Origin of the sequence: Kitasatospora sp. NPDC002965 (assembly GCF_040611255.1) — a bacterium.
Classification (GTDB): Bacteria; Actinomycetota; Actinomycetes; order Streptomycetales; family Streptomycetaceae; genus Kitasatospora.
In genome coordinates this window covers 1-12062 of sequence record NZ_JBEXNT010000031.1, presented here as the reverse complement: position 1 = coordinate 12062, position 12062 = coordinate 1, and the positions used below count along the sequence as shown (strand labels likewise).

Sequence of the window (12062 nt, the reverse complement as noted above, 5' to 3'; positions counted from 1 at the left end):
GTGGGGACCATCTGACGCACCGTGGGAACCATATTGATCGTTTGATCAATATGTGGGGAAATCGATCGAGATGGATTGACTCGATCAGTGGGCCGTCCTAGGGTGCGGGCGGGCGCCCACCCTCCGTCCCTCCCCCACCCCGGGAGCTTCTCGCATGCTCGTTCCCCCCACACTCAGACGTGCCGCGATCGTCGCGCTGACGGCGGCCGCACTCCTCGTTCCGGCCCTTTCCCCGGCCGGAGCCGTCACCGCCGCCCCTGCCGACCCCACCGGCACCGCCCGCTACCTGGACTGCTCGGCCGCCTCGAACGGCACCGGCAGCCAGGGCAGCCCCTGGAACAGCCTCGCCACCGCCAACGCCCACGTCCTCGGCCCCGGTGACCGGCTCCTCCTCAAGCGGGGCGCGACCTGCACCGGAACCCTCAGGCCGCAGGGCTCCGGAACCGCGGGCGCACCGATCACCCTGGCCGCCTACGGCACCGGCACCGCCCGGCCCGTCGTCGCCGGCGACGGCGCCACCACCGAGAAGGCCGCCGTCCACCTGTTCAACGTCGAGCACTGGGAGATCCACGACCTCGACATCACCTTCCGCGACACCGGCTCGACCAAGCGCGAACGCAACGGCCTGCTCGTCGAGGTCGCCGACCTGCCCGACGGCGTCGGCAGCCACTACCTGGTCGACGACGTCCACGTCCACGACGTCAGGGGCGACGCCACCAAGTGGTCCAACGGCATCCAGTTCCGCGTGTCCGGCACCACCACCCCCACCAACTTCGACGACGTCGTCGTCCAGGACTCCCGCATCGACAACGTCGACCGGGAGGGCCTCACCAACCGGACGACCTGGATGTGCCGGCCCCAGTACGGCACCGGTGACGACTGCGGGACGAAGAACAACTGGCGCGCCAACACCCGCCTGGTCTTCCGCGGCAACACCATCAGCAACACCGGCGGCGACGGCATCGTGCTGCGCGCCGCCGACCACGGCCTCGTCGAGCACAACACCGCCTACGACATCGCCATGCGCCCGATGGGCGCCAACGCGGGTATCTGGACCATCAATTCGGACGACACCCTCATCCAGTACAACGAGGTCCACCACGTCCGCCGGCTGTCCGACAACGGTGACGGCATGGCCTTCGACTCCGACTTCGGCAACAACCGGGCCGTCTTCCAGTTCAACCACAGCCACCACAACGAGGGTGGCTTCATGCTCTTCTGCGGTTCCTGCGGCAAGGGTTCCAGCAGCACCGGAACCGTCGTGCGCTACAACCTCAGCCACCACGACGAGGACCGCTGGCTGGCCGCCTCCGGCGAGAACAGCGCCGACCTCTATCACAACACGGTCTACCTGCCCGCCGGTTCCACCGCCGACCTCGTCCAGGACGGCTACGGCGCCACCCTGGCCCGGTTCACCGACAACGTCTTCGTCAACCTCGGCAGCGGAGGCTTCGACGGACTGGACAACAGGGGGACGTACGAGGCCAGGAACTTCACCTGGGCCTCGAACACCTTCTTCGGCAGCCACCCCGCCGGCGAGCCGGCCGACCCCGAGAAGAAGACCCACGACCCGCGGTTCGTCAACATGGGCGGCACCGCGGCGGCCGACTACCGGCTGAGCGCGGCCTCCCCTGTCCGCGGCACCGGCACCGCGATCCCCACCCTGGGCACCCGGGACTACTTCGGCAACGCCGTCCCGCAGGTCTGCCGCGCCGACCGCGGCTTCCACCAGGCCGCCGCGTTCGACGACGCCACCTGCACCCCGATCGACCTCGTGCGCAACCCCGGGTTCGAGAACACCGCGCTCAACCCCTGGACCGGCTACGGCGGCGTCACCCTGGACAGCTCCACCAGGCACGGCGGCGCCCGTTCGGTGAAGGTCGGGCCCGCCCAGGCCGCCGCCGAGCAGGTCATCCAGGTCAGGCCCGGCACCACCTACACCCTCGGCGGCTGGGGCAAGGTCTCCGCGAGCGGCACCGAACTCTCGGTCGGCGCCAAGCAGTACGACACCGCCGGCTCCTCCGCGCGGACGCTCTTCACCACTACCGCCTTCACCGAAGGATCCGTCACCTTCACCACCGGTCCGACCGCCACCACCGCCAGGATCTACTGCTACGCCCGTAGCGGCACCGGCCACGGCTGGTGCGACGACATCACCGTCCGCGCGCACTGACACGCCCCGGCGCCCGGCTCCGGACCACCCCCGGGTCCGGTGCCGGACGCCCCCCTGTCGGGCTCCGGTCGCGGCTCCGGGCCCGCCGTTCCGGGGCGGGGTGTCGGAATACCGGCGGTGGCGGGTTTCCCCGTTCCCCCCGGCGCCCGGCCCGCCTACTCTTCGGTGCCCTGCGGCCCTGCCCACCGGCTGCCCCCTCCGAGGGTCGGCCGGTCGGCCGGTCGGCCGGTCGCCGGTGGACCGGAGGCCGGTGGACCGGGCAGGGCTGCCGAGCAACGGGAGACGTCATGTTGGGGCCGTTCGGTGTCACCGAGTCCGAGGAGCAGCTCTACCGGGTGCTGCTGACCCTGGCCGAGCCGAGCCTCGCGGAACTGGCCGCGGCGACCGGCTGCGGCGCCTCGGGCGTCACGCGCCGGCTCCGCGCCCTGGAGGAGAAGGGGCTGGTGACCAGGACACCGGCACGCCCGGTCCGCTACCGGCCGACGGCGCCCGACCTGGCGTTCGAGATCCTCGCGCTCGACCGTCACAAGGAGATCGACCGGGCCCGTCTCGCGGCGGGGGAGCTGACCGTCCTCTGGGAGGCCGCGGCGCGGGCACGGGCGGTGCCGCTCCAGGTGGTCGTCGGCCAGGACTCCAACACCCAGCGCTATCTCCAGACCCAACTGGCGGCCACGCGCGAGGTGTTGACCCTGGACCGGCCGCCGTACCTGGAGGAGGGCGTCGAGCCCCAGTACCGGGTCCAGCTGGACCTCATGGCCCGCGGGGTGCACTACCGGACCGTCTACGACCGGCTGTCCCTGGAGGAGCCCGGCCAGTACGAACGCCTCCGTGTCCTGGCGGAGCACGGTGAGCGGGCCAGGGTGGTCGACGGCGTACCGCTGAAGATGCTGATCACCGACCGCAGCAGCGGCCTCGTCCCGTTCGTCCTCGCCGGACAGCGCCAGAGCGTGGTCCTCGACCGCTCGCCCCTGCTCGACGGCCTGGTCGCGCTGTTCGAGGCGCTGTGGGAGCGCGGCACCCCCCTGTGGTCGACGAGGAAGGCGGGCGGACTCGACGCCTCCGACGAGCAGATGCTCGGGTTCGCGGCGGCCGGCTACACCGACGAGTCGATCGCCCGGCGGACCGGCCTGAGCAAGCGGACGGTCGAGCGCCGGATGAGGCACCTGATGGACGTCCTGGGCGCCCGGACGCGCTTCCAGGCCGGGATCCAGGCCGGACGCAGGGGATTCCTGGAGTAGGGGAACCCCGGAGCACGGGATGCCGGGAGCGGAGCCGCGCCCCTCCCCGGGCCGACCGTCGGTGCGTCAACCGAGCAGCCCCCGCCGTGCCGCCTGGAGCCCGGCCTGGAACCGGGTGCGGGCACCCAGCGTGTCCATCAGCCGGCGCATCCGGCGCTCGACCGTCCGCTTGTTCACCCCCACCTTGCGGGCGATGATCTCGTCGGTGTACCCGGCGGCGGCGTAGCCCAGGAGCTGGACGTCCTCCGGGCTGAGCGCGTCGGACGGGCGGCCGTTGCCCCACAGCGGGGTGCCGCGCTCCCACATCGCCTCGAACAGCGCGACCAGCCCGTGCAGCAGCGGGGAGCTGCGCAGGACGACGGTCTGCCGCTCCCCGGCCAGGACGAAGGGGACGAGGGCGGTGGTGCGGTCGGCGATCAGCAGCTTCATCGGCAGCCCGTCCACGATCCGGGCCCGCTCCCCCCGCTGTGTCAGCCGGCGGGCCAGCGCGAGCTGTTCGGGCTCGGCCAGCGCGGTGCGGTCGTAGACCGTGCGGTAGGACACCCCCCGGTCCATGAGGTCGAGCTGGACCTCGGTCTGGTCGGCCATGCCCTCCTCGACGTACGGGGGCATGTCGAAGATCAGCACCTCCTTCCGGGTCGACTGCTGGATCTGCCGGAAGTGCTGCGTGTTGGCGTCCCGGCCCTGGACGATCTGCACCGGCGGCTCGTGCCCGGCGCGGCCGCTGCGCCAGAGGTCGTCGAGCTCGACGGCCGCGAGCCTGGCCCGGTCGATCTGCTGGTGGAGGCTGAGCGCGAGCACCTCGACCGCCAGTTCCGGGGGAGAGGGGCGGAACCGCACCGGCCGGGTGGGGGAGCGGGTGACCAGTCCCTTGGTCTCCAGCTCCCTGAGCTGACGTCTGAGACGGGACGGTTCACCCCCGGTGGCCTCGACGAGTTCGGCGAGGGTGGGGTCGGGCCGCCGCAACAGGGCGCGGTAGAGCGCCTCCTCCTGGGGCGGGACTCCGAGCGCGTCCAGCACGGTTGCCTCCTCGGCGTTCGGCGGTCCGGCTATCGGCTGCGGACCTCCGCAGAGGGCATCGTAGGCCCCCGCGCGGGCCGGGAGGAGTGCTGTCGGCTTCCCGTCAGAGGCGGCAAGCCGACATTCCCGAGGGGCCGTTCCGGCTCTAGCCTTCTCGGCAACTCCCGCCCCCCACAAGGAGGAAGCATGAGACGAACCGCGATATTCGCCGGCCTGGTGCTGGCCGTGGTCGCAGGATCCGGAGCCGTCCCCGCCTCGGCGCAGTCCGCAGGCCCCGCCGGACAGGACAGCGCCCGCTACCTGGTGGTGCTCAAGGACGGCGCGGCGACCGACCCCACCACGGTCGCCCGTTCCGCACGCGGCGTACGGCTCGGCTCGGTCTACCGGTCGGCGCTCAGCGGCTTCTCGGCCGACCTGACGCCCGCCGCGGTCCAGGTGCTGCGCGCCGACCCGGCGGTCGCCTACGTCGAGGCGTCGGCGACCGCCCACGCGCACGGGCAGGCCCTGCCGAACGGCGCGGCCCGCATCGGCGCCGCCTCGAACACCGGCCTGAAGGTCGGCGACGGGCTCGACCAGCGGGTCGACGTGGACGTGGCGGTCATCGACTCCGGTATCGACTACACCCACCCGGACCTGAACGTGGTCCGGCGGGTGAACTGCGTGCGCGTCACCTCGTGCGTCGAGAACGCCGGGATGGACGACAACGGGCACGGCAGCAACGTGGCCGGCATCATCGGCGGCCTCGACAACGGCCTCGGCTACGTCGGCGTCGCGCCGGGCGCCCGGCTGTGGTCGGTCAAGTCCCTGAACAGCAAGGGCAGCGGCTCCACCGAGGAGATCGTCAACGGGATCGACTGGGTCACCGCGCACGGCGCCGAGATCGAGGTGCTGAACCTCAGCCTCGGCTTCGACGGCACCGTCCGGGCCGTCAACGACGCGGTGAACCGGGCGATCGCCAGGGGCATCGTGGTCGTGGTGTCGGCCGGCAACGACCGCCGGGACGTGGCGAACCAGAGTCCGGCGAACGTACCGGACGCCGTCACGGTGTCCTCGCTCAGCGACGCCGACGGAAAGCCGGGCGGCCTCGGTGACTTCGCGTGGTGCAACAAGAACAACCGCAACCGGGACGACGCGCTGTCGGACTTCAGCAACTTCGGCCGCGGTGTGGACGTCGCGGCTCCCGGCGACTGCATCCGCTCGGCCTTCAAGGAGGGCGGGTACTCCAACTACAGCGGTACCTCGCAGGCGGCCCCGCACGTGGCCGGCGCCGCCGCCTGGCTGGCCCGCGGTGCCCACAAGCCCGTCGACCGCGCCGGGGTGCTGGCCGTCCGCGACCGCATCGTGAACGCCGGCAGCTCCAACTGGACGGACACCTCGGGCGACGGCGTCAAGGAACCCCTCCTGGACCTGACGAACACCGCGGTCTTCCCGGCCGGCGGCACCGCCGGACCGGACGCGACGTTCGTGCCCGGCTGTGACCGCGCGACCCGCCGCTGCACCTTCGACGCCTCGCTCACCGGCGGCAGCGGACTCAGCTACAGCTGGGACTTCGGCGACGGCACCACCGGCACCGGCGTCAGGCCCGTCCACACCTACGGCGCGTACGGCACCTACACCGTCAGGCTCACCGTCACCGACGGCTCCGGCCGCACCGGCGGCAACGGGACCACGTTCCGCCTCCTGGAGCCCAACCACAACGACCGGCCCGTCGCGAACGTCGGCGGCTTCTGCACCGTCAACGGCAACTGCGTGCTCGACGGCGACGGCTCCTACGACCCGGACGGCAGCCTGGCGAGGTACAGCTGGAACTTCGGCGACGGCTCCACCGGCACCGGCCAGAGCGTCAACCACACCTTCCCCTACGCGGCCTCCGGCACGTACACGGCGACGCTGACGGTCACCGACGACAAGGGCGGCACCGGCAGCGACTCCGCGACCGTCAGCTGCACCAGGTTCCCGTACTACATGACCTGCTCGATCTCCTGACCGCGGGTCGGCCCGGCACCCCCACCCGGGCCGGGCCGGTCCTCCGGTCACCCCCCGGGCCGGGCCCCGCACCGCGCGGGGACCGCACCGCGCGGGGCCCGGCCCCGCCCGACGGGCCCGCACGAGACCTCTGCCCGGCCCCCGCCAGTGGCGGGGAACCGGCGGGTCGGATCGCGGCGAGCCGCCCTGGCCTCCTCGGCAACTCCCTTCCCCCACAAGGAGAAAGAATGAAGCACGCCGTCATACTCGCTGGCCTGGTGCTGGCATCGGTGGCAGGAACAGGGGCCGCCCCGGCCTCGGCGCAGGAGCCTGCCTCCGGATACATCGTGGTGCTCAAGGACGGCGCGGCGACCGACCCCACCACGGTCGCCCGCGATGTCCGGGGCGCCGACGTCCGCTCGGTCTACCGGTCGGCGCTCAGCGGCTTCTCGGCCGACCTGACGCCCGCCGCGGTCCAGGTGCTGCGCGCCGACCCGGCGGTCGCCTACGTCGAGCCGTCGGCGACCGCCCACGCGCACGGGCAGGCCCTGCCGAACGGCGCGGCCCGCATCGGCGCCGCCTCGAACACCGGCCTGAAGGTCGGCGACGGGCTCGACCAGCGGGTCGACGTGGACGTGGCGGTCATCGACTCGGGCAGCGACTACTACCACCCGGATCTGAACGTGGTCCGGCGGGTGAACTGCGTGGGCGTCACCTCGTGCGTCGAGAACGCGGGGAACGACGACAACGGGCACGGCAGCAACGTGGCCGGCATCATCGGCGGCCTGGACAACGGCGTCGGCTACGTCGGTGTCGCGCCGGGCGCCCGCATCTGGTCGGTCAAGTCCCTCGACAGCAAGGGCAGCGGCTCCACCGAGGAGATCGTCAACGGCATCGACTGGGTCACCGCGCACGCCGGCGACATCGAGGTGGCCAACCTCAGCCTCGGCTTCGACGGCACCGTCCGGGCCGTCGACGACGCGGTGAACCGGGCGATCGCCAGAGGTGTCGTGGTGGTCGTCTCGGCGGGCAACGACCACCGGGACGTGGCGAACCAGAGCCCGGCGAACGTGCCGGACGCCGTCACGGTGTCCTCGCTCAGCGACGCCGACGGAAAGCCGGGCGGCCTCGGTGACTTCGCGTGGTGCAACAAGAACAACCGCAACCGGGACGACGCGCTCTCGGACTTCAGCAACTTCGGCCGGGGCGTGGACATCGCGGCCCCCGGCGACTGCATCCAGTCCGCGTTCCGCAACGGCGGGTACTCCAACTACAGCGGTACCTCGCAGGCGGCCCCGCACGTGGCCGGCGCCGCCGCCTGGCTGACCCGCGGCGCCCACAAGCCCGTCGACCGCGCCGGGGCACTGGCCGTCCGCGACCGCATCGTGAACGCCGGCAGCTCCAACTGGACCGACACCTCCGGCGACGGCGTCAAGGAACCCGTCCTCGATCTCGGCAGCACGGCGGTCTTCCCGGCCGGCGGCACCGCAGGACCGGACGCCACCTTCGTCGCCGGCTGTGACGACAGCGGCCGGAGCTGCACCTTCGACGCCTCCCTCACCGGCGGCAGCGGCCTGACCTACAGCTGGGACTTCGGTGACGGCGCCACCGGCACCGGCGTCAGGCCCGTCCACACCTACGGCGCGTACGGCGTCTACACCGTCAGGCTCACCGTCACCGACGGCTCCGGCCGTACCAGCCGCAACAGCGCCGCCGTCCGGGCCACCGACCCGGCGGCGAACGAGAAGCCCGTGGCCGCCTTCACCCGCTTCTGCACCGCCGCCGCGTGGTGCGGGTTCGACGCCACCGAGTCCTTCGACCCCGACGGCACCGTCGTCTCCTACCGGTGGGACTTCGGCGACGGCACCACCGGCACCGAGCTGAAGCCCGGCCACACCTACCCGGCCGCGACGGCGACCTACACGGCCAGGCTGACCGTCACGGACCGGAAGGGCGCCACCGCCTCGTCGACGGCGAGGATCAGCTGCACCAGGCAGCCCTACCTCACCATCTGCACGGCGTCCTGACACCGCACCCCTGAACGCCGGTCCGGCCCGGCTCCCCACCCGGGCCGGACCGGACCCCGCGGGGCGACCCGCCGAACGAAGACCACCCCGCCGGGCGAAGACCGGCGGAAGACCAGAGGAGCAGGGAAGAGCATGGGACGGATCGTCGTCGTCACCACCGGCGGGACCATCGCCGGTCGCCGCCGCGGAGCCGGCCTGGCCGCGGGAGCGAGCGGCCGGGAGGTCCTGTCCAGGGCCGTGGTCCCGCCGGGGGTCTCGGTCGAGGTCGTGGACCTCTGCACCCTCGACAGCCCGCTCATGACCACGGCCCGGCAGCTGACCCTCCTCCGGAAGGTCCATCAGCTCTTCGCCCGGGAAGACGTCGAGGGCATCGTGGTCACCCACGGGACGGACACCCTGGAGGAGACGGCGTTCCTGCTCGACCTGCACCACCACGACACCCGGCCGGTGGTGTTCACCGGAGCCCAGCAGCCGCTCGACCACCCGGGGGACGACGACGGGCGGCGCAACCTCCACGACGCGCTCCTCGTGGCCTCGGCCGTGACCGGGGCCGGCACGCTGGTGGCGTTCGGCGGCAAGCTGTTCGCGGCGCGCGGCACCGTCAAGTCCCACACCCTGGCCGTCGACGCCTTCAGCAGCACGGAGGACGGCCCGATCGGCGAGGTCCGGGACGGGACCGTCACCCTCTTCAAACGGCCCGGCCGACCGGCTCCGATCCCCATGCCGCCGCGCACCGTTCCCCAGCTTCCGCTGCGTGTCGACATGGTGATGCACCACTCGGACGCCGACCCGGCACTGCTGCGGGCCGCCGTGGCCGGCGGGGCCCGCGGCGTCGTCCTGGTGGCCACCGGTGCCGGGAACGCCACCCCCGCCTTCACCGCGGCCGTCGCCGAGGCCACCGCCGGGGGCGTGCTCGTGGCCCTGACCACCCGCGTGCCGGGCGGCCCGGTCGCCGAGCTCTACACCAACGGCGGGGCGGTGGACCTGGTCGCCGCAGGCGCGGTGCCCACCGGACTGCTCCGCGCGGGGCAGGCCCGCATCGCCGTCCTCGGCGCGCTCCTGGCCTCCGACGAGCAGGCCGAGCGGCGCCGGCTCCTGCACCACGTGCTCGCCCTGCCCGCACCGTACCGGGCCGCCTGAACCCGGCGTCCCCCGCGGCGGTGCGCCTCCCGCGCCGCCGCGGGGGACGCCGTCACCGCAGTGGACCAGCCGCCGGCCCCGCTCCCGTGCGGACCGGCAGAGAGAGGACTCCCGCACCGTGAACATACCCGGAAGGACCGCCGCGGCCACCGCGCTCGCCGTGGCCGTCGCCCTCGGTTCCCTCCTGTTGCCCGGGCCGGCCGTCGCGGCCGACCGGGGCCCGACCCCCCGGGACCCGGCCGACGCGCAGGCCGCCCACGGGGTGGAGCACGACCTGCCCGGCCCGTTGACGGAGAAGACCAGGGCCCGGCAGAAGGCCGCCACCGAGCAGTTGCTGGCCGGCACCGCCGAGGTCGAGACGCGCGGCAGCGGCACCGCCGTGAAGCTCGGCCGGGACCAGTACGTGGAACTCGCCCGGGAGCGGACCGACCGGATCTTCACCGTCCTGGTGGAGTTCGGCGACCGGGTCGACACCACCACCCAGCACGAGGGCGGGCCCAAGTACGGCGGGACGCCCGGCCCGCGGCACAACCGGATCGAGCAGCCGGACCGGGCCGCCGACAACTCCACCGCCTGGCGCGCCGACTACGACCGGCAGCACTACCAGGACCTCTACTTCCACCCCGGCCGCGATTCGCTCAGGACGTACTACGAGAAGCAGTCCTCCGGCCGCTACTCGGTCGAGGGCACCGTCACCGACTGGGTGAAGGTGCCGTGGAACGAGGCCCGCTACGGCTCCGACTTCTGCGGCGACAACGTCTGCGACAACGCGCAGGACCTCGTCCGCGACGGCCTCGACGCGTGGGTCGCGGCCGAGCGGGCCAGGGGCCGTACCGACGCCGAGATCAAGGCCGCGATCGCCGAGTACGACCGCTGGGACCGCTACGACTTCGACGGGGACGGCGAGTTCAACGAGCCCGACGGCTACGTCGACCACTTCCAGATCGTGCACGCCGGCGTCGACCAGTCGGCCGGCGGCGGAGCACAGGGGACGGACGCCCTCTGGGCGCACCGCAGCTACGTCTACGGCTCGGGCTCGGGCAGCACCGGGCCGGCCGGCAACAAGCTGGGCGGCACCCCCGTCGGCGACACCGGCATCTGGGCCGGCGACTACACCATGCAGGCCGAGAACGGCGGCCTCGGCGTCTTCGCCCACGAGTACGGCCACGACCTCGGCCTGCCGGACCTCTACGACCGGAGCGGCCACGGCGTCGACAACGCCGTCGGCTACTGGTCGCTGATGGACTCCGGCTCCTGGCTCGGCGAGGGACGCGACGAGATCGGCGACCGCCCGGCGGACCTCGACGCCTGGAGCAAGCTCCAACTGGGCTGGCTCAGCTACGACAAGGCGAAGGCCGGCACGCTCTCGCTGCACCACACCGGCCCGGCCGAGTACCACTCGGCGCGCCCGCAGGCCGTGGTGGTCGAGCTGCCGAAGAAGACCGTCACGACCGTGGTCAACACCCCGTACGCGGGCACCAGCGAGTGGTGGAGCGGCAGCGCCGACAACCGCAACGCCCAGCTCGTCCGCGACGTCGACCTCACCGGCCGCACCTCCGCCACCCTGACGGCCAAGGGCTGGTACGAGCTGGAGAGGGGCTTCGACTTCGGCTACGCCGAGGTTTCCACGGACGGCGGCGGCAGCTGGACGGCCCTCGCCGGCACCTTCGGCGGCGCCCCGATCCGGCCGAACGGCAGCGGCATCCCGGCCCTCGACGGCGAGTCCGGCGGGGCCTGGGGCGACCTGGCCTACCCGCTGGACGGCTACGCCGGACGGGCCGTCAAGATCCGCTTCCGGGTGACCACCGACGGCAGCACCCACCTCAGGGGGCTCGCCCTGGACGAGCTGGCGGTCACCGCCGACGGGACGGTGCTGTTCACCGACGGCGCCGAGCACGGTGACGGCGGATGGACGGCCCGGGACTTCAGCCGCACCACCGGCACCTTCACCGTCGACCACCCCCGCTACTACCTGGTCGAGAACCGCCAGTACGTCTCCTACGACACCACGCTGAAGAGCGGCCCCTACGTGTTCGGCTCCCGGCAGCGCCCGCGACGGGTCGACCACTTCCCCTACCAGAACGGTCTGCTGATCTGGTTCTGGGACGCCTCGCAGACCGACAACAACGTCTACGAGCACCCGGGCAGCGGCCTGGTGCTGCCGGTCGACGCCCACCCGGGCGCCCTGACGTGGTCGGACGGCACCCCGATGCGCACCCGGGTGCAGAGCTACGACGCGACGTTCGGATCCGAGGCGACCGACAGCTTCACGCTGCACCGGGCGGACGTGCCCACGACCGTGCCGAGCCTCCCCGGCGTCACCGCCTTCGACGACCACGCCGGTTCGTACTGGGACGCCTCGAACCCGTACAACAGCGTCAGGGTGCCGGACACCGGCACGCGGATCGAACTGCTGTGGAACAGCGCCGACAAGCTGGAGTCGATCATCATGGTCAGGCCCGCGGGCTAGCGTCGTGCGCCCGGCGGATCCCGCCGGGC

At 72.7% G+C, this 12062-nt stretch carries 7 protein-coding genes; 6 read left to right on the top strand and 1 reads right to left on the bottom strand.

Annotated elements, in window-relative coordinates; genetic code table 11:
• Window positions 1-154: 154 nt before the first annotated feature.
• Window positions 155-2173 carry a carbohydrate binding domain-containing protein gene (locus tag ABZY91_RS15215; RefSeq protein WP_355402618.1) on the top strand — a complete coding sequence of 673 codons (2019 nt, stop codon included), beginning with the start codon at window positions 155-157 and terminating at the stop codon, window positions 2171-2173.
• Window positions 2174-2460: 287 nt separating this feature from the next.
• Window positions 2461-3411 (top strand): helix-turn-helix domain-containing protein, encoded by a 951-nt coding sequence (locus tag ABZY91_RS15210; RefSeq protein ID WP_355402616.1) that lies wholly within the window; start codon window positions 2461-2463, stop codon window positions 3409-3411.
• 66 nt (window positions 3412-3477) lie between these two features.
• On the opposite strand, the gene ABZY91_RS15205 is transcribed toward ABZY91_RS15210, so the two are convergent.
• The gene (locus ABZY91_RS15205) at window positions 3478-4431 is read right to left on the bottom strand and encodes a helix-turn-helix transcriptional regulator (protein WP_355402614.1); all 954 of its coding nucleotides are present in this window, start codon (window positions 4429-4431) and stop codon (window positions 3478-3480) included.
• Between the two features lie 186 nt (window positions 4432-4617).
• Here ABZY91_RS15205 and ABZY91_RS15200 point away from each other — a divergent pair, with 186 nt between their 5' ends.
• From ABZY91_RS15200 to ABZY91_RS15185, 4 genes are all read left to right on the top strand, one after another.
• Window positions 4618-6417, top strand: a complete 1800-nt coding sequence (locus ABZY91_RS15200) for a S8 family serine peptidase (protein ID WP_355402612.1) — start codon at window positions 4618-4620, stop codon at window positions 6415-6417.
• 227 nt (window positions 6418-6644) lie between these two features.
• Window positions 6645-8423: a S8 family serine peptidase gene (locus tag ABZY91_RS15195; protein WP_355402610.1), complete on the top strand. Its 1779-nt coding sequence runs from the start codon at window positions 6645-6647 to the stop codon at window positions 8421-8423.
• Between the two features lie 132 nt (window positions 8424-8555).
• On the top strand, window positions 8556-9563 hold the full coding sequence (locus tag ABZY91_RS15190; protein ID WP_355402608.1) for an asparaginase: 1008 nt from the start codon (window positions 8556-8558) through the stop codon (window positions 9561-9563).
• Between the two features lie 118 nt (window positions 9564-9681).
• Window positions 9682-12033 carry an immune inhibitor A domain-containing protein gene (locus tag ABZY91_RS15185; RefSeq protein WP_355402606.1) on the top strand — a complete coding sequence of 784 codons (2352 nt, stop codon included), beginning with the start codon at window positions 9682-9684 and terminating at the stop codon, window positions 12031-12033.
• Window positions 12034-12062: the final 29 nt, after the last annotated feature.

Bases quoted from the DNA above. Each gene is read 5' to 3' on its own strand.
- ABZY91_RS15215 (WP_355402618.1), top strand. From the start codon at position 155: ATGCTCGTTCCCCCCACACTCAGACGTGCCGCGATCGTCGCGCTGACG.
- ABZY91_RS15210 (WP_355402616.1), top strand. From the start codon at position 2,461: ATGTTGGGGCCGTTCGGTGTCACCGAGTCCGAGGAGCAGCTCTACCGG.
- ABZY91_RS15200 (WP_355402612.1), top strand. From the start codon at position 4,618: ATGAGACGAACCGCGATATTCGCCGGCCTGGTGCTGGCCGTGGTCGCA.
- ABZY91_RS15195 (WP_355402610.1), top strand. From the start codon at position 6,645: ATGAAGCACGCCGTCATACTCGCTGGCCTGGTGCTGGCATCGGTGGCA.
- ABZY91_RS15190 (WP_355402608.1), top strand. From the start codon at position 8,556: ATGGGACGGATCGTCGTCGTCACCACCGGCGGGACCATCGCCGGTCGC.